This window comes from Nocardia exalbida NBRC 100660 (genome assembly GCF_000308575.1).
Classification (GTDB): domain Bacteria; phylum Actinomycetota; class Actinomycetes; order Mycobacteriales; family Mycobacteriaceae; genus Nocardia; species Nocardia exalbida.
In genome coordinates this window covers 25,910-51,231 of record NZ_BAFZ01000107.1, presented here as the reverse complement: position 1 = coordinate 51,231, position 25,322 = coordinate 25,910, and the positions used below count along the sequence as shown (strand labels likewise).

Annotated in this window: 26 protein-coding genes; 10 read left to right on the top strand and 16 right to left on the bottom strand. The window is 68.4% G+C overall.

Features of this window, described 5'->3' with window-relative positions; all coding sequences use genetic code 11:
• Positions 1 to 50 precede the first annotated feature (50 nt).
• Both ON29_RS25145 and ON29_RS25140 read right to left on the bottom strand, forming a co-directional pair.
• Positions 51 to 1,292 carry a TetR/AcrR family transcriptional regulator gene (locus ON29_RS25145; protein WP_040870099.1) on the bottom strand — a complete coding sequence of 414 codons (1,242 nt, stop codon included), beginning with the start codon at positions 1,290 to 1,292 and terminating at the stop codon, positions 51 to 53.
• A 288-nt stretch (positions 1,293 to 1,580) separates the two neighbouring features.
• Positions 1,581 to 2,918 (bottom strand): cytochrome P450, encoded by a 1,338-nt coding sequence (locus tag ON29_RS25140; protein WP_040870078.1) that lies wholly within the window; start codon positions 2,916 to 2,918, stop codon positions 1,581 to 1,583.
• Between the two features lie 216 nt (positions 2,919 to 3,134).
• On the opposite strand from ON29_RS25140, the gene ON29_RS25135 reads away from it, so the two are divergent.
• From ON29_RS25135 to ON29_RS25125, 3 genes are all read left to right on the top strand, one after another.
• The gene (locus ON29_RS25135; RefSeq protein WP_040870077.1) at positions 3,135 to 3,317 is read left to right on the top strand and encodes a hypothetical protein; all 183 of its coding nucleotides are present in this window, start codon (positions 3,135 to 3,137) and stop codon (positions 3,315 to 3,317) included.
• A gap of 160 nt (positions 3,318 to 3,477) precedes the next feature.
• Complete coding sequence (locus ON29_RS37530; protein ID WP_085994942.1) at positions 3,478 to 3,744, top strand: type II toxin-antitoxin system VapB family antitoxin; 267 nt, start codon at positions 3,478 to 3,480, stop codon at positions 3,742 to 3,744.
• Positions 3,741 to 4,175, top strand: a complete 435-nt coding sequence (locus ON29_RS25125) for a PIN domain nuclease (RefSeq protein WP_051175571.1) — start codon at positions 3,741 to 3,743, stop codon at positions 4,173 to 4,175. The genes ON29_RS37530 and ON29_RS25125 overlap by 4 nt, the downstream gene beginning before the upstream one ends.
• A 61-nt stretch (positions 4,176 to 4,236) precedes the next feature.
• Here ON29_RS25125 and ON29_RS25120 read toward each other — a convergent pair whose 3' ends face one another.
• From ON29_RS25120 to ON29_RS25095, 6 genes are all read right to left on the bottom strand, one after another.
• Complete coding sequence (locus ON29_RS25120; RefSeq protein WP_040870076.1) at positions 4,237 to 6,186, bottom strand: acetoacetate--CoA ligase; 1,950 nt, start codon at positions 6,184 to 6,186, stop codon at positions 4,237 to 4,239.
• Between the two features lie 31 nt (positions 6,187 to 6,217).
• A complete protein-coding gene (locus ON29_RS25115; protein ID WP_040870075.1) occupies positions 6,218 to 7,030 on the bottom strand; it encodes an HpcH/HpaI aldolase/citrate lyase family protein in 813 nt (270 codons plus the stop codon).
• 85 nt (positions 7,031 to 7,115) lie between these two features.
• Positions 7,116 to 7,601: a MaoC family dehydratase gene (locus tag ON29_RS25110; RefSeq protein ID WP_040870074.1), complete on the bottom strand. Its 486-nt coding sequence runs from the start codon at positions 7,599 to 7,601 to the stop codon at positions 7,116 to 7,118.
• A complete protein-coding gene (locus ON29_RS25105; RefSeq protein WP_040870073.1) occupies positions 7,598 to 8,758 on the bottom strand; it encodes an acyl-CoA dehydrogenase family protein in 1,161 nt (386 codons plus the stop codon). The genes ON29_RS25110 and ON29_RS25105 overlap by 4 nt, the downstream gene beginning before the upstream one ends.
• Positions 8,755 to 10,800, bottom strand: coding sequence for an acetyl/propionyl/methylcrotonyl-CoA carboxylase subunit alpha (locus ON29_RS25100; RefSeq protein ID WP_040870094.1), 2,046 nt, complete (start codon positions 10,798 to 10,800; stop codon positions 8,755 to 8,757). The genes ON29_RS25105 and ON29_RS25100 overlap by 4 nt, the downstream gene beginning before the upstream one ends.
• Before the next feature lie 5 nt (positions 10,801 to 10,805).
• On the bottom strand, positions 10,806 to 12,404 hold the full coding sequence (locus ON29_RS25095; protein ID WP_040870071.1) for a carboxyl transferase domain-containing protein: 1,599 nt from the start codon (positions 12,402 to 12,404) through the stop codon (positions 10,806 to 10,808).
• 93 nt (positions 12,405 to 12,497) lie between these two features.
• Here ON29_RS25095 and ON29_RS25090 point away from each other — a divergent pair, with 93 nt between their 5' ends.
• A complete protein-coding gene (locus ON29_RS25090; protein ID WP_040870070.1) occupies positions 12,498 to 13,091 on the top strand; it encodes an SACE_7040 family transcriptional regulator in 594 nt (197 codons plus the stop codon).
• Positions 13,092 to 13,099: 8 nt separating this feature from the next.
• Here ON29_RS25090 and ON29_RS25085 read toward each other — a convergent pair whose 3' ends face one another.
• Positions 13,100 to 13,846, bottom strand: coding sequence for a 3-hydroxybutyrate dehydrogenase (locus ON29_RS25085; RefSeq protein WP_040870069.1), 747 nt, complete (start codon positions 13,844 to 13,846; stop codon positions 13,100 to 13,102).
• A complete protein-coding gene (locus ON29_RS25080) occupies positions 13,843 to 15,228 on the bottom strand; it encodes an MFS transporter (RefSeq protein ID WP_040870068.1) in 1,386 nt (461 codons plus the stop codon). Before ON29_RS25080 ends, ON29_RS25085 begins: the two co-directional genes overlap by 4 nt.
• Positions 15,229 to 15,329: 101 nt before the next feature.
• On the opposite strand from ON29_RS25080, the gene ON29_RS25075 reads away from it, so the two are divergent.
• Positions 15,330 to 16,280: a LysR family transcriptional regulator gene (locus tag ON29_RS25075; protein ID WP_040870066.1), complete on the top strand. Its 951-nt coding sequence runs from the start codon at positions 15,330 to 15,332 to the stop codon at positions 16,278 to 16,280.
• Between the two features lie 150 nt (positions 16,281 to 16,430).
• Here the strand turns inward: ON29_RS25075 and ON29_RS25070 are convergent, their stop codons facing one another.
• Positions 16,431 to 17,258 (bottom strand): class I SAM-dependent methyltransferase, encoded by an 828-nt coding sequence (locus ON29_RS25070; protein WP_040870064.1) that lies wholly within the window; start codon positions 17,256 to 17,258, stop codon positions 16,431 to 16,433.
• Between the two features lie 71 nt (positions 17,259 to 17,329).
• On the opposite strand from ON29_RS25070, the gene ON29_RS25065 reads away from it, so the two are divergent.
• Positions 17,330 to 17,932, top strand: coding sequence for a TetR/AcrR family transcriptional regulator (locus ON29_RS25065; RefSeq protein WP_040870063.1), 603 nt, complete (start codon positions 17,330 to 17,332; stop codon positions 17,930 to 17,932).
• A gap of 98 nt (positions 17,933 to 18,030) precedes the next feature.
• On the opposite strand, the gene ON29_RS25060 is transcribed toward ON29_RS25065, so the two are convergent.
• The 3 genes from ON29_RS25060 to ON29_RS36105 are packed head-to-tail and all read right to left on the bottom strand — an operon-like array spanning position 18,031 to position 19,649.
• A complete protein-coding gene (locus ON29_RS25060) occupies positions 18,031 to 18,969 on the bottom strand; it encodes an NmrA family NAD(P)-binding protein (RefSeq protein ID WP_040870062.1) in 939 nt (312 codons plus the stop codon).
• Positions 18,970 to 18,977: 8 nt separating this feature from the next.
• Positions 18,978 to 19,487, bottom strand: coding sequence for a winged helix-turn-helix transcriptional regulator (locus ON29_RS25055; protein ID WP_217999288.1), 510 nt, complete (start codon positions 19,485 to 19,487; stop codon positions 18,978 to 18,980).
• 18 nt (positions 19,488 to 19,505) lie between these two features.
• Positions 19,506 to 19,649, bottom strand: a complete 144-nt coding sequence (locus ON29_RS36105) for a hypothetical protein (protein WP_157172895.1) — start codon at positions 19,647 to 19,649, stop codon at positions 19,506 to 19,508.
• Positions 19,650 to 19,803: 154 nt separating this feature from the next.
• On the opposite strand from ON29_RS36105, the gene ON29_RS36750 reads away from it, so the two are divergent.
• The gene (locus tag ON29_RS36750; RefSeq protein ID WP_040870059.1) at positions 19,804 to 19,992 is read left to right on the top strand and encodes a hypothetical protein; all 189 of its coding nucleotides are present in this window, start codon (positions 19,804 to 19,806) and stop codon (positions 19,990 to 19,992) included.
• Between the two features lie 136 nt (positions 19,993 to 20,128).
• Here ON29_RS36750 and ON29_RS25045 read toward each other — a convergent pair whose 3' ends face one another.
• Positions 20,129 to 21,418 carry a helix-turn-helix domain-containing protein gene (locus ON29_RS25045; RefSeq protein WP_281032568.1) on the bottom strand — a complete coding sequence of 430 codons (1,290 nt, stop codon included), beginning with the start codon at positions 21,416 to 21,418 and terminating at the stop codon, positions 20,129 to 20,131.
• A gap of 254 nt (positions 21,419 to 21,672) precedes the next feature.
• Positions 21,673 to 23,253 (bottom strand): helix-turn-helix domain-containing protein, encoded by a 1,581-nt coding sequence (locus ON29_RS38005; protein ID WP_217999287.1) that lies wholly within the window; start codon positions 23,251 to 23,253, stop codon positions 21,673 to 21,675.
• Here ON29_RS38005 and ON29_RS25035 point away from each other — a divergent pair.
• From ON29_RS25035 to ON29_RS25025, 3 genes are all read left to right on the top strand, one after another.
• Positions 23,252 to 23,599, top strand: a complete 348-nt coding sequence (locus tag ON29_RS25035; protein WP_051175570.1) for a hypothetical protein — start codon at positions 23,252 to 23,254, stop codon at positions 23,597 to 23,599. The two genes, ON29_RS38005 and ON29_RS25035, sit on opposite strands and share 2 nt — an antisense overlap.
• A gap of 334 nt (positions 23,600 to 23,933) precedes the next feature.
• Entirely contained in the window at positions 23,934 to 24,296 is a 363-nt protein-coding gene (locus ON29_RS25030) for a hypothetical protein (RefSeq protein ID WP_040870055.1), read from the top strand.
• Positions 24,293 to 25,276: a protein kinase family protein gene (locus ON29_RS25025; protein WP_157172894.1), complete on the top strand. Its 984-nt coding sequence runs from the start codon at positions 24,293 to 24,295 to the stop codon at positions 25,274 to 25,276. Before ON29_RS25030 ends, ON29_RS25025 begins: the two co-directional genes overlap by 4 nt.
• Positions 25,277 to 25,322: the final 46 nt, after the last annotated feature.

Genomic DNA, 25,322 nt, shown 5'->3' with positions numbered 1-25,322 from the left:
ATGTCGCGCTATGCAGCTGATCGATCGAGAATTCTCGATAACATACCGGGCTAGCGCGCGGGCCGCCCGAACAGCACCAACTGCATCAGCAGCCGCACCCGGTCCTGGGCGGCCAGCGGCTCGTCGCCGAAGGCCCGGCCCAGATCGACCACCACCGCGAAGGCGGCGTGCACCAGAATTCGTGCCTCCGCCGGAGCGAGTTCCGGGCGCACCTCGCGCAGCAACCGGGCCCACTCCTCGACGCTGAGCCGCTGGATATTGCGCAGCACCGTGCGCTCCTCGACCGGAACGTGCTGGAACTCCGTGTAATACACGAAGGTGAGCGCGCGTTCGGCGAACGATCCGGCCACATACTGCGCGATCAGCGCCGTGAGCGCGTCCTCGGAGCTGGTGGCCGCCGCCACGGCGGGGCCCACGGCGCCGGAAACACGTTCGGCGGCCCGCCGGAACGCGGCGGCCAGGATGTCGCTCTTGCCGCGGTAGAACCGGTACACCGCCGAGGCGGCCGAAAGCCCTGCGGCCGTGGCGATGTCCTCGACGCTGACATTGGGGTAGCCGCGCTCGTGGAACAGCTCGACTGCCTTGCGCAGCAGCAGTTCGTGTTTGAAGGAGTCCGGGATCTCCACCACCGCGACCGGCTCGGCCGGCCGGGTGGCGGGCAGCTTCGCGTGCGCGACCGACCAGCAGGCCGAATGCAGAAGGCGGGCAAGAGGTTTCGCCGGGAGCGCGGCGTGGTGGTCGGCGATGCTGGTGATCGTGCTGAGCAGGGCGGCGCGCAGCACGCGCACGTCCTGCTCGGCGAGTTCGGGGCGCAGCGCGGCGAGTTGGCTGCCCAGCGCGCCGAGCACCGTGGCCTGCTGGTCGTTGAGCGTGATCTGGTCGTCCGGCTCGAGGTACCTGACCTCCCAGCGCACCAGCGTGATGGTGGGGCGATTGTCGATGGTGACCGCGATCAGCGCGTCGAGGACGTGCTGGAGCCGCTGTTCGGCGGGCCGGTCCGCCGCCTCCTCGGGCAGCTCCACCGATTCGGTCATCGCCCGGCCGACGCGCAGCAGTTCCTCCCGGAACAGCGCGTACTTGCTCGGATAGTGGCGGTACAGCGCCGCGGAGCTGATGCCGAGCCCGGAGGCGATGTCGTCCATGCTCACGCCGTGGTAGCCGAGCGCGCCGAACGCGGCCGCCGACGCCGCGGCGATCTGGGCACGGCGATTCTTCGGCCTGCGCCGGATCTCCCGAGGTGCCGAGTCGCCGCTGCTCGCCTTCCGCGCCGTACGGCGATTGTCGACACTCATGAGGAACATCGTAACGACCTGGCCGTATGGCCGGGGTCGCCGCGTCACGGGATACGGCTCCCGGGGATGAGCGGCCCCCGGGAGCTGTACCTGTTCTCCGGTGCGCGCCGGCATGCGACAAGGCGGGATGTGCGCGCCGGTGCGTCCGGAAGTCGACAACCGGACTCGGCCGAGCGCCGGGGCACCATGCGCGCTGGGCCGGACAGGTTGTCGAACATGGATAAACTTACACCACGATATGGCCAGCACAACAGCAGATCGTGCAAAGAATCATTATTCACATATTTGTCAGCCGCGCGGGCTGATCACCACCCGCGCCCGCCCGCCCGGCACGGTGGTGATGTTGCGGACCTTGCCGCGCTCCGGCTTGCCGTCCGCCGGCAGCGAAAGAGTGTGGCGGAGGAGGATTTCCCGCAGCACGGTGACGCCTTCCAGTAGCGAGAATCCCGCGCCGATGCATCGCCGCACACCCCCGCCGAACGGCAGCCAGGTGTTCGGCGCCACCTCGCCGTCGAGGAAGCGGGCCGGACGGAACACGGCGACGTCGGGGTAGGCATCGGCACGCCGGTGTGCGAGGACGATGGAGGTGGCGACAACGGTGCCCGCGGGCAGCCGCCGTCCTCCGATCGTCATGTCCCTGGTCAGTTTTCGATTGGTGCCGGAGATGATGGTGTGCAACCGCATGGCCTCCTTGAGCACCGCGTCGAGGTACTTCTCGTCGCCCGTGCGCGCGGCCTCCGCCGCCGACCGCTGGATCTCGGGGTCGGCGGCGAGTTCGTAGAGCGCCCAGGACAGCGCCGAGGCGGTGGTCTCGTGCCCGGCCAGCAGCAGAGTGATGAGTTGGTCGCGCAGCTCGGCATCGGTGAGCGGCGCGTCGTCGTCGCTCGCGCCGACCTGGAGCAGGCGCGACAGCACATCGGCGCGCTCGGCCAGATCGGTCGCGCGCCGCCGTTCGGCGATCTCCGCGTAGAGCAGGTCGTCCACCGCCGCCAGGTTCTCGGCGAACTTCCGCCACGGCCCGATCCGGCGCATGCGGTCGCTTTTGAGGCCCAGGAAGATCAGCGGGTTCAGGTGGACGATCCGGTTCAGTCGCGGGCTCAGTTCGGCTTCGGTCCGCTCGTCGGTGACGCCGAAGACCACCCGCGTGATCACCTCGAGGGTGAGCGCGTTCATCCGGTCCAGCATGCGCATCGTGGACCCGGCCGCCCAGCTCCCCGCCTCCGCCGCCGCGATCTCGGTGATCAGTGCCCGGTAGCCGCGCAGTGCGGAACCGTTGAAGGCGGGCATGAGCAACCTGCGCGCCCGCGCGTGCTCGGCCTCGTCGGTCAGCAGCAGCGAATGCGGACCCATGATCGCGCCCAGGATCTGATTGCCCTCGCCCGCGTGCAGATCGTGCGGGTCGCCCGCGAAGATCTCCTTGATGTGCTCGGGGCGGGAGTACACCACCACGCGGTCGGCGAACGGCGGAACCCGCAGGGCGAAGACGTCGCCGTAGCGGCGCGCCATCGCGGTGAGGAAACAGGCCCGGTCCCGCTGGAACAACACGCTCTGCACGAGCGGCGGCAGCGGCGGCCCGGGCGGGAACCCCTCGTGCTCGGTCCGCTCTCGGACGTCCTGTGCGGCCACGATGCCACCTCCACGCGGGTATCGGACTGGTTGTCGCTTCCACGCTAGGAGAAACCCGGACGCCGGTCCATGCCCGATGGCCACCGTCCGGGCGGAGTCGCTGCCCGGAGCCCGCGTTCATCCGGAAGCGCGGACCTCCGAGGAACCGCATACGTCGCGACCACGTTTCGGCCGAATTCGACTGTACCGGTGCGTCTTTCTGGTAAGGAGTTCGTCATGGCCTTGGCTTTGCGCCCGGTGGACCCCATACCGGTGCTGGGCGCCGTGATCGCCGTGGCACGGCGGATCGCGGCGCGCTATCGGCTGACCCCGCAGGAGAAGCGCAACCTGGCCGCCACCCGCGGCGCACGGCCTGCGGTCTTCACCGCGTCCATCGGCGGCCGCGCCTACCGCGGATAGCGCCGACTGCGCCGCGGTGACCTCGCGGCGAGTTCGGCCGGACGGTGGCGTACCGGTCGAGCAGGGGCCGGGACAACGTCGCGACCGGCATTTTCTTTCAGTGCGGGATGCTGGAGAGAACTCGCGGGTACGTATACGCGCCCTGCGCTGGATCGGAGGTATGCATCGAGCCTGGGTGTATTGCTCTGAAGGTTTCCCTGGATATACTCTTGTATATATGAAGACGATGATCGACCTGAACGACGAAGCCCTGGCCCTGGCTGCCAAAGAGCTGGGGACCACCACCAAGAAAGACACGGTGAACGCGGCGCTGGAATTCGTTGCTGAACGGCGCCGCCGAATCGAACAAGTCTTGACCGATCCGTACGGCTTCGGGGTCGGTCCCGACATCGGTGACGCCGAGATAATGCGCGAGGCTCGCCGTTGAGCGAGACCACTCCTCTTCGACTGCACCTCGTGGACACCTCCGCAAGCGCCAGGCTCGGGCACGATCCGGTGCGCGCGGTGATCGCAGGGCTGATCGCCGACCGTGCGGCCGCGACCTGCGTCACGGTAGATCTGGAAGCGGGTTATTCGGGACGCAATCTTGCCGATCTGCAGAACATTTCACAGCGCCGTCGCGCTCTGTACGTCAACCTGCCGATCAATGAGACGATCGCCGATCGTGCACGAGAAGTCCAGCAATTGATGGCACGCAAAGGTCACCACCGGGCCGCGGGCATCGTGGACCTGCTCACTGCCGCCGTTGCCGAATTCCACGGGGCCGTGCTGGTCCATTATGACGCGGATTTCGAACACATCGCGGCGGTGACGAGGCAGCCCCAGGTCTGGGTCGTGCCACAGGGCAGCATCGACTAGATATTCCGTCTCGCGTGGATAAGCGAAAATCCGGGCACTGCGGCCGCTCTCGGGAGCGACCTCAGTCCTGCCCGCCGGGCCGCACGGTGCCGTACCAGTCGAGCAAATCCGGGTTGTCCACCGCGCTGCGTTCGACGACGCGGGCCGGGTCGGCGCCTTGGAACAGTTTCTTGATCGGCACTTCCAGTTTCTTGCCGGTGCGGGTGTGCGGGATGCCGGGGGCGAGGATGATCTCGTCGGGGACGTGGCGGGGGGAGACCTCGGTGCGGATGGTGCTGTTGATGCGGGCTTTCAGCTCGTCGGTGAGTTCGGCGCCGGGGGCCAGCGTCACGAAAAGGGGCATCCAGTAGCCGCCGTCGGGTTGCTCGGCTCCGATCACCAGTGCCTCGGCGATCTCCGGGAGCCGCTCGACGGACTGGTAGATGTCGGCGCTGCCCATCCGGATGCCGTGCCGGTTGAGTGTGGAGTCCGACCGCCCGTGCACGATCACACTGTGGTGATCGGTGATGGTGATCCAGTCGCCGTGCCGCCACACGCCGGGGAACATGTCGAAATACGCGTCGTGGTAGCGCTTTCCGTCCTCGTCGCGCCAGAAGGCGACCGGCATGGACGGCATCGGCGCGGTGACGACCAGTTCGCCCACCTCGCCGCGCACCGGCTGCCCCGCCGGGTCGTAGGCGTCCAGCGCGACGCCGAGATAGGGCGCCGACAGCTCGCCCGGCCACACGGGCACGGTGCGCACGCCGCCGATGAACGCGGACACCACGTCGGTGCCGCCGCTGATCGAGGAGACCTGGACGTGCTCGCCGACGTTCTCGCCCAGCCACAGCGCCGAGGAGGTGGGCAGCGAGGAACCCGTGATGCCGACCGCGCGCAGCGCCGACAGGTCGTGATCGGTACGCGGTACGGAGCCCGCTTTGATGCACGCCAGCACATAGCCGGGGCTGGCGCCGAGCACGGTGGCCCCGACCTCGGCGGCGATGCGCCACAGCGCGTCGGGGGTGGGAGCGGTCGGGCTGCCGTCGTAGGTGACGATGGTGGCCCCGGTCAGCAGGCCCGCGATCTGGAAGTTCCACATCATCCAGCTCGGGCTGGTGTACCAGAAGAAGGTGTCCTCGGGGCCGATGTCGGATTGCAGGGCAACGGCTTTGAGATGCTCGAGCAGCACGCCGCCGTGGCCGTGCACGATGCCCTTGGGCAGGCCGGTGGTGCCGGAGGAGAACACGATCCAGAGCGGATGGTCGAAATCCACCGACTCGGTGGTGATCACCGGCGGCAGCGACTCGGTGCTGGTGATCGCGTCGTCCCATGAGGTCGCGTCCGGTACCTCGAGCCCGAGCCGGGGGACCACGACCGTGCCCTTCAAGCTGTCCAGGCCCGCGCGCAAGGCGGCGACGTCCGCGCGCTTGTCGTGCGCCTTGCCGCCGAAACGGTAGCCGTCGGCGGTGACCAGCACGGTGGGTTCGAGCTGCCCGAGCCGGTCCAGCGCGGCTTTCGGGGAATAGTCCTGCCCGCAGGCGCTCCAGACCGCGCCGATGCTCGCGGTGGCCAGGAACGCGATCACCGCCTCCGGGATGTTCGGCAGATACCCCGCCACCCGGTCACCGGGCCGCACACCCAGCGAACGCAGCGTTTGTGCGAAAGCGGCGGTGTGGTCGATCAATTCGGCCCAGGACACCTCCCGGATCGGCGCGTCCTCGCTGACCGCCTTGATCGCGGGCCGGTCGGTGCGCAGCTGCCGGATCACCTGGTCCACGTAGTTCAGCCGGGTGCCGGGAAACCATCGCGCCCCCGGCATCTCGGCGTTCGCCAATACCTCTCCCGCGACGTCGCCGAGTTGGAAATAGTCCCACAGCGCGTGCCAGAACCCGGCGAGATCCTGCACCGACCACTGCCACAGCGCGTGATAGTCGGCCGTGCGCACACCGGTGCGCTCGGCGACGAATCGCGCGAAGTCGGTGACTTTCGCCGCGGCGATGTCTTCTGCGGTCGGCACCCATTGCGGTTGCATCGCGGTCCTCCTGACTGTGGAAACTCGGTGCTCAGGCGCGGTCGGCGCGCCGCACGATCTGCTCGGCGTGCCGGAATACGGGGCCATCGACCATCCTGCCCTCCAGGGCGAAGACCCCGCGGTGCTTCGGCGCTTCCTCCAGCACTCGCCGGGCCCAGGTGACCTCTTCCTCCGAGGGCGCGTAGGCGGCACGCAGCACCGCCACCTGACTCGGGTGGATGGCGACCTTGGCGTCGAAACCGACCGCGACCGCGTCCTCCGCCTCCGCGCGCAGCCCGTCCAGATCTCGGATGTTCAGATACACCGAATCCAGCGCCAGCTTGCCGTAGGCCTTGGCGGCCAGCAACGTGCTGGAGCGCACGTGGCGGGCCACGTCGCGGTAACTGCCGTCGGCGTGCCTGCTCCCGGTGCCACCGAGCCCGGCCACCAGATCCTCCGCGCCCCACATGACGCCGATCGCGTTGTGCGCCGTCATCACATGGCCGACTGTGAGCGCGCCGAGCGGCGACTCGATCAGCGCGATCACCTCGTGCTCGGGCAGCGCCGTGACCTGTTCGGCCGACTCGCATTTCGGCAGCATGAGCCGCCGGTAGGCGGTACCTGCGAGGGCCGCGAGATCGAGCGCGTGGTCCTCGGTGCCCGCCGCGTTGACCCGCACCACCGTGGTCGCCGGATCCAATGGGGTGTCCACCAGCGCCTTACGCGCCGCCGCCTTGTCGTGCGCGGCGACGCCGTCCTCGAGGTCGAGGATCACCACATCCGCCGCTGCCGCCGCCTTCGCGAAGCGTTCCGGGCGATCGGCGGGGCAGAACAACCAGGCCGGGCCCGCCATCTGCCAGTTCATACCGTTTCCTTCATGCTGTGTCTGCTGTCGGCGTGAGCGGGGGCCTGCGTGGTCACGCTGCGCTGCCGCCTCCGGCCCTGACCGCTCACGCCGAGCCCTCCGGGGCTTTGCGGACCAGCGTCTTTCGGACGGCCGTGGCGATGACGTCGCCGTGCTGGTTGCGCCCGGTGTGCGCGAAGGTCACGATGCCCTCGCCCGGACGGCTTTTGGACTCGCGCTTGTCGGTGACCACGGTCTCGGCGTACATGGTGTCGCCGTGGAACACCGGCTTGGGGAACGCGACCTCGGAGAAGCCGAGGTTGGCCACGATGGTGCCCTGGGTCAGCTGCGCCACCGACAGCCCGATCAAGGTGGACAGCGTGAACATCGAGTTCACCAGCCGCTGGTGGAATGGCGGCAACTGGTCGCTGAACGCCGCGTCCAGGTGCAACGCCTGGGTGTTCATGGTCAGCGTGGTGAACAGGACGTTGTCCGCCTCGGTGATGGTGCGGCCGGGCCGGTGCTCGTAGATCACCTCGGTGTCGAACTCCTCGAACCACAGGCCGCGCTGCACGACCGCACGCCGGGTCACAGGCCCAGCTCCCGGCCGATCAGCATCAGCTGCACCTCCGTCGTCCCTTCGCCGATTTCCAGGATCTTGCTGTCGCGATAGTGCCGGGCCACCGCGTATTCGTTCATGAACCCGTAGCCGCCGAAGATCTGCGTCGCGTCGCGGGCGTTGTCCATGGCGGCCTCGCTGGCCACCAGCTTCGCGATGGACGCCTGCTTCTTGAACGGCTTGCCCGCCAGCATCAGCGCCGCCGCGTCGTAATAGGCGGCCCGGGCGGCGTGCGCCCGCGCCTCCATTCTGGCGATCTTGAACGCGATGGCCTGGTTGCGCCCGATCACTTGGCCGAACGCCTCGCGCTCCTTGGCGTAGCGCACACTTTCGTCCACACAACCCTGCGCGGCCCCGACCGAGAGCGCGGCGATGGCGATGCGCCCCTCGTCGAGGATGCGCAGGAAGTTCGCGTAGCCGCGCCCGCGCTCGCCGAGCAGGTTCTCCTCGGGTACGCGCACGTCGGTGAAGCTCAGCGGATGGGTGTCGGAGGCGTTCCAGCCGACCTTGTTGTACGCGGGCTCGGCGACGAAACCGGGCGTGTCGGTGGGCACCAGGATGGTGGAGATCTCCTTCTTGCCGCCGGTCTGCCCGGTCACCGCGGTCACCGTGACGAGCTTGGTGATGTCGGTGCCGGAGTTGGTGATGAACTGCTTGCTGCCGTTGATGATCCACTCGCCGCCGTCGGCGACCGCGGTGGTCCTGGTGCCGCCCGCGTCGCTGCCCGCGCCCGGTTCGGTGAGCCCGAACGCGGCCAGGTTGCGGCCGCTGGTCAGCTGCGGCAGCCATTCCAGCTTCTGCTTGTCGTTGCCGAAGCGGTAGATCGGCATCGCGCCGAGCGAGACCCCCGCCTCCAGCGTGATCGCGACGCTCTGGTCGACCTTGCCGAGTTCCTCCAGCGCCAGGCACAGCGCGAAGTAGTCGCCGCCCATGCCGCCGTACTCCTCAGGGAACGGCAGGCCGAACAGGCCCATCTCGGCCATGCCCGCGACCACCTCGTACGGGAAGGTGTGGTTCGCGTCGTGCTCGGCCGCCACCGGAGCGACCACCGACCGCGCGAAGTCGCGCACGGTCAGCGCGAGATCCCGGTACTCCTCCGGCAGCGTGCCGGTGGACAGGAAGTCGGTCATGTGGGGATTCCTTCTCGTTCGGCGTGATTCGCTTCGGCCTGCGCGACGACGCGCGCGAGCACCTGGTCCAGGCGCACCTGCGCGCCCGGCTCGACCAGTAGTTCGACGGTTCCGGCGACCGGTGCGGTGAGCGAGTGCTCCATCTTCATCGCCTCCACGATGACCACCGGATCGCCCGCGGCGACCGCGACACCCGAGGCGACCGGCACCGCGATCACCGAACCCGGCATGGGGGAGCGGATCTCGGCGTCGCCCACGTGTTCGTCGCCGCCGCGCACGTTGACCTCGGCCACCTCGCGCAGCGCCGCGATACCGGCGGGTCCGGCCACCCACAGCAGGCCGTCCTGCTCGGCGACCCGGTAGGTGCGGCGCAGGCCGTCCAGCGTGAGGGTGAGCACTCCCGCGCAACGATCACCGGTGAATGCGGCTGTCAGCGAACGTGTTTCACCATTGTCACCGACTCGAACCGCGCCGTCGCCGGGTGTACCGGAGAGATGGACGTGCTCGACCCGCTCCCCGCCCGCGAGCCGGATCGGTGTGGGCGCGTCGGCTCCGATTCGCCAGCCGGACGGGATCTCCCATGGATCGCGCGGCGTGGCGGGCCAGCGGCGCAGCCAATGCCGGGCAGCGGCGGCGGCGAACTCGTCGTCGCCGACGGAAGCGGGACGGAAGTCGGCCACCCGGCGGTCCAGCAGGCCGGTGTCCAGTCGTCCCTCCGCCACGTCCGGATCGGCCAGCAGGAAGCGCAGGAACTCGATATTGCTGGTCACCCCCAGCAGCACGGTGTCGGCCAGCGCCCGATCGAGTTTCGCGAGCGCGGCGGTCCGGTCGGCGGCATGCGCGATGACCTTCGACAGCATCGGGTCGTAGTCGCTGCCGACGCGCGTGCCGATCCGCAAGCCGGAATCGACCCGGACACCGGGGCCCTCCGGCTCGTCGAGGTCGAGCACCGTGCCGCCGGTCGGCAGGAACCCGCGTCCGGGATCCTCGGCGTACACCCTGGCCTCGATCGCGTGCCCGACCATGCGGATGTCGTCCTGCGCCACCGCCAGCTTCTGCCCGGCCGCCACCCGGACCTGGCATTCCACCAGGTCGACGCCGGTGACCAGTTCCGTGACCGGATGCTCCACCTGGAGGCGGGTGTTCATCTCCATGAAGAAGAACTCGTCGGGGCGGTCGGCGGAGACGATGAACTCCACGGTGCCGGCGCCCACGTAGTCCACGCTGCGCGCGGTGTTGCAGGCGGCGGCGCCGATCCTGGCCCTGGTGGCCGCGTCCAGCAGCGGCGAGGGCGCCTCCTCGATCACCTTCTGGTGGCGGCGCTGCAAGCTGCATTCGCGCTCGCCCAGGTGCAGCACGTTGCCGAACTGGTCGGCGAGCACCTGCACCTCGATATGCCGCGGCCGGGTGACGAAACGCTCCAGGAACAGCGTGTCGTCACCGAACGCGGCGGCCGCCTCGCGCCGGGCGCTGCGCAGCGCCTCCGGCAGCCGGGCCGGATCGTCCACCCGGCGCATGCCCTTGCCTCCACCACCCGCCGACGGCTTGACCAGGACCGGATAGCCGACTTCGGCAGCGGCGGCGATCAGGTCGTCGTCGGTCAGGCCGGGCGTGGCGATGCCGGGCACCACCGGGACGCCGAACGCGGCCACGGTGTTCTTCGCGGTGATCTTGTCGCCCATCACCTCGATGGCGCGGGCGGGCGGGCCGAGGAAGACGATGCCCGCCTCGGCCAGCGCCGCGGCGAAAGCGGCATTCTCCGAGAGGAACCCGTAGCCGGGGTGGACCGCTTGCGCGCCGGCGCGCACGGCGGCGGCCACCACCCGGTCGATGGCGAGGTAGCTCTCCCGGGCGGGGGCCGGGCCGAGGCGCACCGCCGTGTCCGCTTCACGGACGTGGCGGGCGTCGGCGTCGGCGTCGCTGTAGACGGCCACCGAGCGGATGCCGAGCGCGCGCAGCGTGCGGATCACCCGCACCGCGATCTCGCCGCGATTGGCGACGAGCACGGTGTCGAACCCGACGGGAACGGATTTGTTCAGCATCGCCATCACATCCGGAATACGCCGTAGGAAACGGGTTCGAGCGGGGCTTGCGCGCACACCGAGAGAGCGAGCCCGAGCACGGTCCTGGTGTCGGCGGGATCGATGACGCCGTCGTCCCACAACCGGGCGGTCGAGTAGTAGGGGTTGCCCTGGCTTTCGTACTGCTCCCGGATCGGGGCCTTGAACGCCTCCTCGTCCTCGGCCGACCAGGGCTGCCCGCTGCTGTCGAGCTGGTCACCGCGCACAGTCGACAACACCGACGCGGCCTGCTCGCCGCCCATCACCGAGATGCGGGCGTTCGGCCACATCCACAGGAATCGCGGCGAATACGCGCGCCCGCACATCGAATAGTTGCCCGCGCCGTAGGAGCCGCCGATGACGACGGTGAGCTTCGGCACGCGCGCGCAGGCCACCGCGGTGACCATCTTCGCGCCGTGCTTGGCGATGCCGCCCGCCTCGTAGTCGCGGCCGACCATGAAGCCGGTGATGTTCTGCAAGAACAACAGCGGGATGCTGCGCTTGTCGCACAGCTCGATGAAATGCGCGCCTTTCATGGCGGATTCGCTGAACAGCACGCCGTTGTTGGCGACGATGCCCACCGGATGCCCGTGGATGTGCGCGAAGCCGGTGACCAGGGTCTTGCCGTAGCCGGCCTTGAACTCGTGGAAGCCGCTCTCGCCCTCCGCAGTCCCGTCGACCAGGCGGTGGATCACCTCACGCACGTCGTAGGGGGTGCGCAGATCCACCGGCACCACGTCGTAGAGCTCGGATTCCGGCGCGGCGGGCGCGATGACGGGCCGGAGGTCCCACGGGACCGGCGTGCGCGGTCCGAGGGTGGCCACGATGCGGCGCACGATGCGCAGCGCGTCCTGGTCGTCCTCGGCCAAGTGGTCGGTGACGCCCGAGGTGCGCGAGTGCAACTCGCCGCCGCCGAGTTCCTCGGCCGTGACCACCTCACCGGTCGCGGCCTTCACCAGCGGCGGGCCGCCGAGGAAGATGGTGCCCTGGTTGCGCACGATCACGGCCTCGTCGCTCATCGCGGGCACATAGGCGCCACCGGCGGTGCACGAGCCGAGCACCGCGGCGATCTGCGGGATTCCCTTGGCGCTCATGGTCGCCTGGTTGTAGAAGATGCGCCCGAAATGCTCCCGGTCGGGGAACACTTCGTCCTGGTGCGGCAGGTAGGCGCCGCCGGAGTCGACCAGGTACACACACGGCAAGCGGTTCTGCGCCGCGATCTCCTGCGCGCGCAGATGCTTCTTGACCGTCATCGGGTAGTAGGTGCCGCCCTTGACCGTCGCGTCGTTGGCCACGATTACGCATTCCCGGCCGGACACCCGTCCGATCCCGGTGATGATCCCGGCGCCGGGGGAGTCGTCGCCGTACATCCCGGTAGCGGCGAGCGGGGAGAGTTCGAGGAACGGGCTTCCCGGGTCCAGCAGCTGGTCCACCCGCTGCCGGGGCAGCAGTTTGCCCCGCGCGATATGGCGCTCGCGCGCCTTCGCGGGCCCGCCCAGCGCCGCGGCGTCCAGCCGGGCGCGCAGGTCGTCGACCAGCGCCGTGTGCGCGGCCCGGTTTCCGACGGCCTCTTCGGTAACGGTCATCACGCCATCCTGTCGTCCAGTTAGTCGACGATAACTGGAATTCAGGTTAGTGTTGATTAACCGAGATGTCCAGGTCGGTGGAGAGGAACGCGTGTGACCAGTGCCGAACCCGTCGCGCCCACCCGTCGCGAGCAACTGAAGGCGCAACGCAGGGCGCAACTGCTGGAAGCCGGAGCGCGGTTGATCGCCGATCGCGGCTTCCTCGGTATGCGCCTGGACGACCTGGGCGCGGCCGTCGGCATCAGCGGTCCCGCGGTCTACCGGCACTTCCCGAACAAAGAGGCACTGCTGGTGGAGCTGCTGGTCGGGGTGAGTCAGCGCCTGCTCGACGGCGGCAAGGCGGTGGTGGCGGGCACGAACTCCGCCGAGCTGGCGCTCGCCGGGCTGGTCGATCACCACCTGGACTTCGCGCTCGGCGAACCGGAGCTGATCCGCATCCAGGATCGCGACCTGGACAACGTGCCCGCCCCGGCCCGCAGGGAGATCCGCCGCACCCAGCGCCAGTACGTGGAGATCTGGGTGGGCGTGCTGCGCGAATTGCATCCGGAGCTACCCGAGGAGACGGCGCGGGTGCAGGCCCACGCCGTCTTCGGCCTGATCAACTCCACCCCGCACAGCGCGGGCGAGGCGACCGCCGCCCGGGCCCGGCCGGTGCTGCGCGGGATGGCGCTGACCGCGCTGGGCTGAGCGCGCCCTCATCGCGCGCTCCACCCGCCGTCCATCGTGTAGGCCGCACCGGTGACCATGCTCGCCTCCGGCGAGGCGAGCCAGCCCACCAGCGACGCGACCTCCTCCGGCTCGACGAGGCGTTTGATCGCGCTCTCGGTGAGCAGGATCTTCTCCACCACCTCCTGCTCGGGCACGCCGTGCGCCTTGGCCTGGTCGGCGATCTGCTTGTCCACCAGCGGTGTCCGCACATATCCCGGGTTGACGCAGTTGCTGGTCACGCCGTGCGGGCCGCCCTCGAGGGCGGTGACCTTCGACAGCCCCTCCAGCCCGTGTTTGGCCGTCACGTAGGCCACCTTGTACTCGGAGGCGCGCAGCCCGTGCACCGAGGAGATGTTGACGATCCGTCCCCAGCCCTGCCGGTACATGTGCGGCAGCGCCGCGCGCACCAGCAGGAACGGCGCCTCGACCATCAGGGTGAGCAGATCGCGGAACCGCTGCGGCGCGAAGTCCTCGATCGGGCTGACGTGCTGCACCCCGGCGTTGTTCACCAGGATGTCGGTGTCGAGTTCCAACCCTTCCAGCGACGCGACGTCGAGCAGATCCACCGCCCACGACTTGCCGCCCAGTTCCCTGGCCACCGCCTTCGCGCCGACATCGTCGACGTCGGCCACCGTCACCGTCGCGCCGCGCGCCGCGAGCACGCGGGCGCAGGCCGCGCCGATGCCGCTCGCGCCGCCGGTGACCAGGGCGCTGCGCCCGGCCAAATCGCTCATCGCACGGTCACTTCGGTCCGCGCGCCGAGGGTCTCGGCGTCGGCGTGATCGATGCTTTCCAAGGTCAGTCCCTTCGTCTCTCGTGCGGCGAGCACGGCGATCGCGCTCACCGCCGCGGCGCCCGCCAGGTACCAGGCGATCGGCACCGCGGAGTGATAGGTGTTCAGCAGGCGGACGGCGATGATCGGCGCGAGCGAACCGGCCACGATCGAGGTCACCTGATAGCCGAGGGACACGCCGGAATAGCGCATCCGGGTGGGGAACATCTCGGCCATGATCGCGGGCTGCCCGGCGTACATGAAGGCGTGGAAGATCAGGCCGATGATGATGGCGGACATGATGACCGCGTTGTGGCCGCTGTCCATCATCGGGAAGGCGAAGAAGCCCCAGGTGCCCGCGGCCAGCGCGCCGACCAGGTAGACCGGTCGCCTGCCGAAGCGGTCGGACAGGTTGCCCACCAGCGGGATCGTCACGAAGTGCACGGCGTGCGCGGCGAGCAGCCACCACAGGATCACCTGGGTGTCGGCGTGTACCTCGACCTTGAGATAGGTGATCGTGAACGTCACCACCAGGTAGTACATGACGTTCTCGCCGAAACGCAGCCCCATCGCGGTGAGCACGCCGCGCGGGTAGCGGCGCAGCACCTCGACCACGCTCAGCGAGGTCGCCTCGATCCGCTCGGCCTCCCGCTGCGCCGCGACGAAGATGGGCGCGTCGGTGATCTTCGTGCGGATGTAGTAGCCGATCAGCACCACCACCGCGGACAGCCAGAACGCCACCCGCCAGCCCCAGCCGAGGAACGCCTCGTCCGACAGCGTGGAGGTCAGCACCAGCAGCACCACGGTCGCCAGCAGATTGCCCGCGGGCACGCCCGCCTGCGGCCAGCTCGCCCAGAATCCGCGGCTGCGGCTCGGGCTGTGTTCGGCGACCAGCAGCACCGCGCCGCCCCACTCACCGCCGACCGCGAAACCCTGGATGAAGCGCAGGGCGACCAGCAGCGCGGGCGCCCAGTAGCCGATCTGTCCGAAGGTGGGCAGGCAGCCCATCAGGAAGGTCGCGCTGCCCACCAGTACCAGGCTGAATTGCAGCAGCTTCTTACGGCCGTATTTGTCGCCGAAGTGCCCGAAGACCACGCCGCCGAGCGGACGCGCCGCGAAGCCGACCGCGTAGGTCACGAACGCGGCCAGGATGGCGTCCAGGTCGCTGGTGTCCTTGGCGAAGAACACCTTGCTGAATACCAGCGTGGCGGCGGTGCCGTAGAGGAAGAACTCGTACCACTCCACGATCGTGCCCGCCATCGACGCGGCCACCACGCGGCGCAAGCCACTGGTCGTCGCGCCCGAATCCGCCGCCGCGGTCGCTGCGGCGCTGTGCTCCCTCATCGCACTTCTCCTTCGTGCCGGGGGCCACACTTCGTTCTCGATGTGACGGCCCCCACAATGCTTGGCTGCACCGAGTATTAGTGCAGACGAATCGTGCCGCAATGACCATTTGTGCAGTGCCTCTCTGCAAAGATGCAGATATGCGTCCGGCGTCGCCTGGTCGTCCCAGTGCCGACGACCTCCTCGTACTCCTGGCTGTGGGGCGGTCGGGCCGATTCGTCACGGCCGCCGAAGAACTCGGCATCAACCACACCACCATCTCCCGGCGCATCGCCGCCTTGGAGCAGACGCTCGGCGGCCGAGTGCTCACCAGGGTCACCGGTGGCTGGGAACTTACCGATCTCGGCAGGGCGGCCCTTGCCGCGGCCGAGGCGGTGGAGTCGGCGGTGAAATCGCTGGCCGCCGACGCCGGCGGCAACCTGGAGGGCGTGGTCCGGGTCTCGGCGACCGACGGCTTCAGCGCCTACATCGCCGCGCCCGCCGCCGCCGAGGTGCAGCGGCGGCATCCGAAGATCTCGGTCGAGATTGTGGCGACCACCCGGCGCGCGTCGCAGCAGCGATCGGGCCTGGACCTCGAGATAGTCGTGGGGGAGCCGCAGGTGCACCGCGCCACCGCCACGCATCTGGCCGACTACTGCCTGGGCCTGTACGGCTCCCGCGAATACCTGCGCGAACACGGCGCGCCCGCCACCATCGACGATCTGGCGCGGTATCCGCTGGTGTACTTCATCGATTCCATGCTGCAAGTCGACGATCTCGACCTGGCCTCCAGCTTCGTGCCCGCGATGCGCGAATCGGTCACCTCCACCAACGTTTTCGTGCACGTGGAAGCCACCCGCGCCGCCGCCGGTCTGGGCCTGCTGCCCTGCTTCATGGCCGACCGGCACGCGGATCTCGTTCGCGTCCTCGCCGATTCGGTGACCGTCACGCTCGGCTACTGGCTCGTTGCCCGCACCGAAACCCTCCGCCGCCCGGAAGTGGCCGCCGTCGTCACGGCGATCCGCGCCATGGTGGCCGACCGGCGCGACACCCTGCTCGGCCGCCCGCGCTGAGACTCGCTGGTCATCGGGAGTGCTCGGCGTCGTCGCCCACGTGCGCGGTCGACGGCTACCCGGACGGGGCCGCCCCCCCCCGTGGCGGCCCCGCGATCCTGGAGCCGGCCCGAGCCGCGAAGTAGCTTCGCGCGGTGCCGAGCGCGGCCGTCAGGGAGTGTCTGCGCGTGCGGCGGTCGCGGCCAGGGTGGTGTAGTCCATCGTGAAGGATCCGCCCAGCGAGTCGATGGCGGCGCCGACCGCGTCCAGTATCTCGGCCAGCTGATCGGCACGCAGTGGGGTGAGGCCGCCTGTGGTGGGGAGCAGCTCGAGCCATTGGTCGCGCGTATAGGGCTGCTGCCAGTCGAATCGCCACTGTTCGGGATCTCCGAATAGTTCGGTCTCGCGGATCTGGTCGGCGAATTTCGCGTATCCCGCTTGGTAGAGCTCGAGGGGGCGCCGAGCCGGTTGGCCGCTGAACGGGGAGTCCGGCGCGACCCGCCGGTAGGCGGCGGCGAACGGTTCCGCGACTTCGGCGGGTGGCTCGTACACGTGCCCGAAGATCGCCAGCCGTCCCCCTGGACGCAGCACGCCGGCCGCCTTCGCGGCACCGGTGCCCGGGTCCACCCAATGCCACGACTGAGCGGCGATCACCGCGTCGAACATCCGGTCGCCCGGCTGCCATGCCTCGAAGGTCGCCACCTCGACCCGCAGCCCGCGGGCTCGCGCGAAGTCGGCCATCCGCGCATCGGGTTCCACGCCGAGCACCGTGCACCCTGCGGCTTGGAACTGGCGACCGGCGATGCCGGTACCGCAGCCCACGTCGAGCACGTCCGTCCCCGGGGCCTCGGCGAGGATTCGCGCCACCAATGCGTCGGGGTAGGCGGGCCGGGCCTGGTCGTAGCGCTGTGTGTCCAACCCGAACGACACGGCCATCTGCTGGAACTGTCCCGGCTGCGCCGGGGGCGGTGCTGGTTGCTCCTGCGGCATTGTGGGCATGCGCCCACCTTAGTGGGCGCATGCCCACTGAGCAATAATGCCGCTGGATCTACGCACGAGAGGATTGGTGAGTGCCGACCGGGATGCACCTTCGCGACGCGCGGCAGCAACTGTTCGACGCCGCCGAGCGCGTGCTGCTGCGCGACGGGCCGAACGGGCTGACCAGCCGGGCTGTCACCGACGAGGCGGGCTGCGCCAAAGGCGTTCTGCACCGGCACTTCACCGACTTCGACACTTTCCTCACCGATCTCGTGCTCGATCGGGCCGCGCGGCTCGAAGCGCAGGCCGGTGCGCTATGCGCCTCCGCGGGCTCCGGCACGGTGGCCGCCAATCTGACCGGCGCTCTGACCATTCTGTTCGGCCCCGTGCCGCTGGCGATCATCCCGCTCATCACCTTCCGCGACGAACTGCGCGCCCGACTGCGGCAAGCCAGGCCCGGCGGCGGCATGGCGATCCTCGCCGAGGCGACGACCGCGATCTCCACTTACCTGACCGACGAGCGCGAACGGGGCCGCATCGCCGCCGACGCGGACATCGACTCACTGACCCTCTCCCTGGTCGGTGGCGCCCACCTGTTGTTCACAGACCGCGACCCCGGCCCCCCGACTACAGCGGCAGTCGAAAAGTTCGTCGCAGCAGTCATCTCCGACGCCGTGCGACGACGACCGGCCTGAACCCGGCCCGCATCGAGGGGACTGTGGATCCAAGGGCTCTTCTCTGTGTCACGCCTTGATGAGCAGAAGGCGCACCCAGACCGGCTGCGGCGGGTACGTCAGTAGGCGGGATCGAACAATTCACGCTGCTCATGGGCGAACTCGGCGAATGTAAACGGTCGTCGGCCGATCAACCGCTCGAGGCCGACCGGGTCGGCGGGCAATGTCGGTGCTCCGGCCGCCTGGATAGCCGCCCCGACCGCGCTGATGTGTGCGGCCATATCGGCGTTGATCATCGTGCCCTGCTGCGCCGCGGCAAGCGCGGTCAAGTCGTCCTGCCACGCCTGGCTGGATATCCCCTCGAAACGCACCGGTCGTCCCAGCTCCGCGGAGAGCACGCCGGCCAGTTCGGTATGCGAGGCGATCTCGGAGCCACTCAGTCGCTCGACGATGGCGCCGGAGAATCGCTCCGGGTGCAGCAGGGCGGTTACCGCCAGCTCTGCCGCGTCCCTGCCCGCGATCCACGGTGCCGGCGCGTCTCCGAAACTATTACCGAAGGTGTTGTTCTCGCGGATCGACTGGGCGTGCAGGACTGCCACATTCTCGTGGAACAACGCCGTGATACGCAGTATCAGCAGATCGATCCCCGCCCAGGTGAGGACTTCCTCGGCCAGCCATTGCGCACGGCCGAGATGGCTGGGGCTGTCGGGGAACGCGGGGCCCATCGACATCACCACCACTCGCGGCGAGCGGCCGACCTGTCGTACAGCGGCGGCGAAGTTGGCAGCCGCCGGGATCACCCCGTCGGCGATGGGGTAGGTCAGGTAGATCAAATCGACACCGTCCAATGCCGGGACCAGGCTCGCCCGGTTGTGCAGGTCGCCGACTACGATCTCGGCCCCCTGCGACGCCAGGTACGTCGTGTGCTCGGTCAACGCGCGAGTGAGCACCCGGACGTCATGGCCTTCCTCCAGTAGGCGACGCACCACATACCGGCCGGTGCCGCCGTGGCGGCCTGTCGCACCGGTGACGAGGATCGGCTTGGCGGGCTGGTTCATCGGTTCTCCTATCCATTTGCCTTGCGTCGCTGCGCGGCTATTCTCAGGCGCTCGTGAATTTCCGGCCCCGCTCCGGGGCCTGCGGTCAGAACGGCTCGCCGTTGGGCGATGGGTTCTCGGGTGGCGGCATCGACGACTATCGGGTCCATGACTGCGCCGTTGTCGCGGTCGATGAGTACGAGAGCCGGTCCTGCCGGGCCCGCCAGGTGGCGGTTGCCCCAAGCGAGCAGGGCCACCACGACGGGGTGAAAGTCGCGGCCTTTGTCTGTGAGGACATATTCGTCGCGCGGCGGTCGCTGACTGTAGCGGTGCCTGACTAGAAGGCCGTTCTCCACCAAGGCGGTTAACCGCCTGGTCAACGTGGTGGGTGCCACACCGAGGCTGCGCTGAAACTCGTCGAACCTGCGCAAGCCCAACATGGCGTCCCGCAGGATCAGAATGCTCCACCACTCCCCGACTTCCTCGAGGCTGCGGGCGACCGGACACTCCATGCCCAAGTAACTAGTCCGTTGCGTCACGATAGTGACAGTACGTGCCTAACTATCGTTATGCAACCAACTCTGGCGCAGGCCCACCGCGCTGTCGTCGTCCGCCGGGCGGTAGATCGATTCGAGCCCCTCGCAAAGCAGGATCGCGCTGGGATGCGCCATGACGATGGAGTTGCCCGCGTATTGCGTCATTGCCCGAGCCTGATCGCACTGCACCGGTGTGCGTCGAAAACGATCGATCGCGAGACACCCTCGGCGGCAACACGTTTGTCCAGGACGATTGTGTAAAGGTTGCCGTGTACGCGGCAATGTCAACCTATCGAGGGTTGGCGATACGCTGCGCCGCGTGCGAATCGGCTACGGGCGCGTCTCGACGCGCGATCAGCATCCCGAAGCACAACACGACGCGTTGACCGCGGCCGGCTCGACCAATCCTGCGCTGCGGATCCTCAAACGCCGGCTCTCCGACGTCGTCTACCGCGCGATGATCGCCGACCTCGATCACCCGTCAGCCGAAACTCCCACCGCTGCTTGACAGAGGAGCAATCCACAGTCCCGCTGGCCGCGTTCACCTCGATTTCAGGTGCTGGGTGGTCGGAGCCGAGAATCCGCTCAGAATCGGCACTGCGAGCTGCGGTGCTGGCTTAAACGGGCGGTGCGGGGCGTTCGGGTCATGCGGTGCGGGTGAGGGTGTCGAATCGAAGGCGGAAGTGTTGGGCGTCGTCGCTGTGTGTGTGGTCGGCGGCTGTGCGGACGGGGCGTAGTTCGGTCAGGAGGCGTGGTGAGTTGACCGGGCCTTCCAGCAGGGTGAGGGCGGTGTGGGCTTCGGTGATCGCGGAGGTGGTGTCGCCGAGGCCGGCGAGGGCGGCGGCGTAGTAGGTGCGGTACGACGCTTCGTCGCGCGGACGCTGGGTGCCGCCGTCACCGATCGTGTCGCGGTAGGTGCCGACTGCCCGGTCGTGCTGTCCCAAATAGACGCGGCCGCGTGCCTCGATCGATCTGATTTCGGTCGGTGTGACGTGATGCAGCCAGACCGGCTCGTCGACATCGTCGAGTCCACGATCGACCTCACGCCAGGCACGAGTCATCGCCTGCTCGAAATCCTGTCGTTCCCCGATTGCCGCGTGCGCCACGGCTTCACGGGCGGACCGGACCGCGTTCAGCCGAGCCGACGGGATGCGACGAGCCAGATGGCTGGCGCGCTGCGCCAGGCGCACCGGTTCTCGGCTGGCCGGTCTCTCGGTGGTCAGAAACGTCAAGCTGGCCAGCGCGTTGGCGAGCAGTTCGTCGTTGTCGGCCTGCTCGGCCATCAACACCGCTTCGATGTAGCACCGCCGCGCGACAGTGATGCGCCCAGCGTCCAGGCAGAGCCAACCAGCGCAGCGCGCAAGGCGGCTCGTCTCGGTCAACAGGCAGAGGCCGGTGTGTCGGCCATACACGCCGTGGTCCAGCAGGCGACGAGCCAAACCGTATTGACGGAGGGCGAACTCGGCGATGTCCCCGCCACCGAAGTGATTGTCGTGATTCCACATGCGCCGAGTCAGCGTCTGGAAGTAGTTCACATGGCCGGACCCGACCTGGAATGACGCGGAAGGTGCCGGGGCGCTGGCGGCCATCGTAGTGATCGTCGCTGCCAGGCCGAATTGTCTGCGGTCCATGTCGTCGGCTCCTTTACCCCCGTCTTCGATGGTCCTCGGATCAACCGGTCCCAGCAAGATTGGAAGCAACGCCTTACGCGGCACCCCCAGTGCGTCGGCGGCGCGGACCAATTCGCGAATGTCGAAGATGGTCCCCACTTCTCCGCGTTCCACCCGCCCCGCGTGGGTGCGGTCCCAATGCAGGAGGGCGCCGAAGTCGGCTTGGGAGAGTCCCATTTCCTTGCGGACGAGGGCGAGGGCTTGTCCGGGCTGCCCTTCGGCGAGCAACTTGCGGAATCGCGGCGTCGTCCACACGCCGTCCATCTCGTATTTGGTCACTTCCGGCCCCCTGACCCGAAATTATTGCTGTGCAAGAAATCTGAGCCACACAGCATGGATTATGCAAAGCAGCGGTGGATTCGCTCAGTTGAACCCGGGCGCTCGACAGTGGCGCGATGTGCCTTCGTACTTCGAGGTTCGAGCTACACGTGCCGTCAGGATGATGTCGTGTGGGCACGGCACTCCGGACGCTGTGAGCTGCGGGCGGTGGCTGAAACGCCCGGCGTTGGACGTTCGGGTCATGCCGTGGCGGCGAGGGTGTCGAATCGAAGGCGGAAGTGTTGGGCGTCGTCGCTGTGTGTGTGGTCGGCGGCTGTGCGGACGGGGCGTAGTTCGGTCAGGAGGCGTGGTGAGTTGACCGGGCCTTCCAGCAGGGTGAGGGCGGTGTGGGCTTCGGTGATCGCGGAGGTGGTGTCGCCGAGGCCGGCGAGGGCGGCGGCGTAGTAGGTGCGGTACGACGCTTCGTCGCGCGGGAAACAGCTCTCGTGGGAGACGCTCTCCCGACACAGCTCGGCCGCTCGCGCGTGGTGTCCGAGCATGCGGAGTCCGCGCGCCTCGTGAGCGCGCAGCTCGGCCTCGTTGACGTGCTCCAACCACGCCGGGTCGTCCGGGCTGTCGAGACCGCGATCGGCCTCACGCCAGACTCGCGCCATCGCGCGGTCGAATTCCTGTTCGTCACCGACGGCCGCGTACGCGGTTGCCTCCTCGGCGGCCTTCAGAGCGTTCATGCGAGCCGACGGTATGTTGCTGACGAGTTCGGTCGAGCGCCGGGCAATGCGCACGGGCTCGGCGAACGAGGCAGGGGAGGAGGCGGCCAGATTCGCGAGGTCTCCGAGGGCAGCGGCCAGCAAGGCGTTGTCACCGCACTGTTCGGCCAGCAGAACCGATTCCGTCAGGTGCCGCCGAGCAGTGCCCGGGTGATTACTGTCGCGAGCCAGCCAGGCAACGGTATTCGACAGCCATCCCGTGGCACTCAGCAATTCGGCTCCAATGCGGTGGCCGTATGACTTGGAGTCGAGCAGCCGCCGCACGGAAGCGTATTGCCGCGATGCGTAGTCGAATGCCCCGCCGCCTCCGTGCTGGTTGTCGTGCTCCCACAGCCGTTGCGTGAGCACACGGATATAGGTGATATGGCCGGTGCCGACTCGAATCGGTTCAGCCGCCCCGGTCGGCGGCATGGAGACGCCCGCCACCGCCGTAATCGTCGCTGCCAGGCCGAATTGTCTGCGGTCCACGTCATCGACTCCTTCGACCCCCCTGTAGTCGATGGTCCCCGGATCGGGTGTCGCGAGCAAGAGTGGCAGCAGCGCGGAGCGGGGAATACCCAGTGCGTCGGCGGCGCGGACCAATTCGCGAATGTCGAAGATGGTCCCCACTTCTCCGCGTTCCACCCGCCCCGCGTGGGTGCGGTCCCAATGCAGGAGGGCGCCGAAGTCGGCTTGGGAGAGTCCCATTTCCTTGCGGACGAGGGCGAGGGCTTGTCCGGGCTGCCCTTCGGCGAGCAACTTGCGGAATCGCGGCGTCGTCCATGCGCCGTTCATCTCGTGGTCGATCACTTTCCGGCCCCCTGTTCGGCGAAATCCGCTGTGATGAGCGAACTTTAAGCACAAGTTCCCAGGTGGGGAGGGACAACGGCAGATATCGCACACCTGGCCTCGCGCGCTTGACAGCGTCGCGGTGCGCTCTGCGTTCCTCGAGGCTCTAGGGGCGCGCGCCGCCGGGGCGATGTCGTGTCGGCACGGCACTCCGGACGCGGTGAGCCGCGAACGGTGGCGAAAGCCCCCGGCGGCGGGCGCTCCCATCGAACGAGAGGTGAACATGAAGCCGAAAGTGGTCGGGTATCTGCGCCGCGACATCTCCGGGCGGCGCGCGCGCAGGCACGAGATGGAAATCCGGGCGCTGGCGAAGGCGTCGGGTTTCGATCTGGCGCGCACGCTGGTCGCCGGTCCGACCGCCCCCGCGTCGCTCGCGGCGCTGCTCACCGTGGTGCGTCGCGTCGGCGCGGTCGCGGTGCTCACTCCGACGCTGAACCATGTGGAATTTCGTGCGGACGAGATCATGGCGGTGTGCGCGCTGATCACTCTCGAATCCCGGCAGATCCCGGCGCAGGGGCTCGGTCGGCGCCCGGCCGCGCCGCCACACCGTGGGTTCCCGGGCCACATGTGAGCGGAGGGACCGACGCGCGGGCCGCCTTCCTCGGCAGCCTTGACGCACCGGAGATCGAATGACCGCTGGACGATAGCGGGTCAGTAGCTTTGATATCGCCGTGCTGTAGCTCGCTCATGTCGCACTCGACGGCACGGCGCCCTCGCCGGAGTCGCTCATCACGCCCGGGTGGAACCGGGGTGCATCTGGAACCGGAGCGATCCACTCGCAGTGACTTCCTCCCGCTCCGGTAGTAGGTTGCTTCCATGAGACGTCAAGTCCGCTCCCGAGATGCCGCTCGGGTCGGAGGTCGTGCCGCTGTCGGACGTCTCGTCGCGGGTGAAGATGAGGGTTCATGGCCGAGTACACGCCGAGTTCGGTGGCGATCTATGACGTCGGTTATGCGCGACCACGCCGCGTAGCCGAATTTCGGTTGGACACCGATGGCGGTGTGACGCTCACCGTGACCGACCCTGACGGATGCTTGTTCGCCGAAAGGTTGTATGAGCGCGGTGTCGCAGCGTTCGACCCGCCCGCGCGGATGATGCCGACCGAAGGTCCGCCTTTCCTGCGTGCGTTGCTGGAGGCGCCGCCGACGAGTTACTACCGCGTCGTCGACGAAAGCCCGGAAGAAGCGCCGCGGCCGGGCCGTCGTACCCCGTGGTCCGCGAACCCGGCATCGGGTTCGGATGGCGCGTCGGCGCCGTCCTCGCGGTGAGAAACAGTGTCACCCCTCTACTTCGCAACATCACCCAACGCCTGACCAGAACCCTCGATCTGGGGTCGAGGAGGGCCGCGGGCACCTATCGGCGCACCAGTAGCACGTTGGACCTCGGTGCTCGCGAGTTCCGGGATGCCGACGAGCGGTCGTCGCATCTGCTGGAAGAGGCGCGTACCCGGATGCAGGTGCATCCGGCGCAGGCGGCTCGGCAGCGAACGTGGGATTACCAGCCCGGTGCGGCCGAATCCGCCATGCGTGCACGTCGGCTGACCACGGATGTCGGGTTCGAGGGCGAGATGAGGGGAGCCGTAGCGAAAAGCTCCACCGCAGTAAGGAGGATGCGCTCGGACGACGGCGAATTGAACATCTACAAACCGATCCATGGTGAGCACTACGACGCGGGGTTGCCTTTCGTGCATGCTCCCGGTGCGTTGACGAGTCGCGAGATCGCGGCATATCGAGTCGATGAACTACTCGGTTTCGGCAGGGTGCCACCGACCGCTCGGACGGACGGTGTGATCGGACCCGACGGCAGGGCCTCAGGGCCGGGCATGATCCAGCAGTTCGTCGAGTCCAAGCCCGCGCGGGCGGTCGGCGACTATCCGAAAGGCCAGCAACAGCAGGTCGCGGTACTCGATTACGTGATCGGTGCGCTCGATCGCCATCCCGGCAACTATCGCACCGTCGAACGCGACGGGCAGCTCGAAGTGGTCGCCATCGATCACGGTCGATCGTTTCCCCTGTCGACTCGACCGCTGGAAATCAATATCGATTCCGATTTCGCCATGGCGCAGAAGGGTGTGCGACTCGAGGGTGATGTGCTGCGCGGGGTTCATGGCGTCGATATGGACCGCTTCCGGGCGGCGCTCGGCGACGCCGGTCTCCACGACAACGCCATCAATGGCGCGGTGGCACGGTTGGAGAGGATACGAGAACTCGGCATGATCCCTGCCGATGCCAGGGTGCTGCCACCCTGATACGCGCATCAGCGGCGGAGTAGTTCTCCGGGGCGCTCGGTCTGCT

What these genes read in the sequence shown, in the direction of transcription:
- ON29_RS25145 (WP_040870099.1), bottom strand. Translation starts at nt 1,292, where the DNA reads ATGAGTGTCGACAATCGCCGTACGGCGCGGAAGGCGAGCAGCGGCGAC.
- ON29_RS25120 (WP_040870076.1), bottom strand. Translation starts at nt 6,186, where the DNA reads ATGCAACCGCAATGGGTGCCGACCGCAGAAGACATCGCCGCGGCGAAA.
- ON29_RS36105 (WP_157172895.1), bottom strand. Translation starts at nt 19,649, where the DNA reads ATGACGCAATACGCGGGCAACTCCATCGTCATGGCGCATCCCAGCGCG.
- ON29_RS25070 (WP_040870064.1), bottom strand. Translation starts at nt 17,258, where the DNA reads ATGCCCACAATGCCGCAGGAGCAACCAGCACCGCCCCCGGCGCAGCCG.
- ON29_RS25075 (WP_040870066.1), top strand. Translation starts at nt 15,330, where the DNA reads ATGACCATTTGTGCAGTGCCTCTCTGCAAAGATGCAGATATGCGTCCG.
- ON29_RS37530 (WP_085994942.1), top strand. Translation starts at nt 3,478, where the DNA reads ATGCATCGAGCCTGGGTGTATTGCTCTGAAGGTTTCCCTGGATATACT.
- ON29_RS25115 (WP_040870075.1), bottom strand. Translation starts at nt 7,030, where the DNA reads ATGAACTGGCAGATGGCGGGCCCGGCCTGGTTGTTCTGCCCCGCCGAT.
- ON29_RS25080 (WP_040870068.1), bottom strand. Translation starts at nt 15,228, where the DNA reads ATGAGGGAGCACAGCGCCGCAGCGACCGCGGCGGCGGATTCGGGCGCG.
- ON29_RS25085 (WP_040870069.1), bottom strand. Translation starts at nt 13,846, where the DNA reads ATGAGCGATTTGGCCGGGCGCAGCGCCCTGGTCACCGGCGGCGCGAGC.
- ON29_RS25045 (WP_281032568.1), bottom strand. Translation starts at nt 21,418, where the DNA reads ATGGACGGCGTGTGGACGACGCCGCGATTCCGCAAGTTGCTCGCCGAA.
- ON29_RS25135 (WP_040870077.1), top strand. Translation starts at nt 3,135, where the DNA reads ATGGCCTTGGCTTTGCGCCCGGTGGACCCCATACCGGTGCTGGGCGCC.
- ON29_RS25035 (WP_051175570.1), top strand. Translation starts at nt 23,252, where the DNA reads ATGAAGCCGAAAGTGGTCGGGTATCTGCGCCGCGACATCTCCGGGCGG.
- ON29_RS38005 (WP_217999287.1), bottom strand. Translation starts at nt 23,253, where the DNA reads ATGTTCACCTCTCGTTCGATGGGAGCGCCCGCCGCCGGGGGCTTTCGC.
- ON29_RS25100 (WP_040870094.1), bottom strand. Translation starts at nt 10,800, where the DNA reads ATGCTGAACAAATCCGTTCCCGTCGGGTTCGACACCGTGCTCGTCGCC.
- ON29_RS25095 (WP_040870071.1), bottom strand. Translation starts at nt 12,404, where the DNA reads ATGACCGTTACCGAAGAGGCCGTCGGAAACCGGGCCGCGCACACGGCG.
- ON29_RS25060 (WP_040870062.1), bottom strand. Translation starts at nt 18,969, where the DNA reads ATGAACCAGCCCGCCAAGCCGATCCTCGTCACCGGTGCGACAGGCCGC.
- ON29_RS25030 (WP_040870055.1), top strand. Translation starts at nt 23,934, where the DNA reads ATGGCCGAGTACACGCCGAGTTCGGTGGCGATCTATGACGTCGGTTAT.
- ON29_RS25105 (WP_040870073.1), bottom strand. Translation starts at nt 8,758, where the DNA reads ATGACCGACTTCCTGTCCACCGGCACGCTGCCGGAGGAGTACCGGGAT.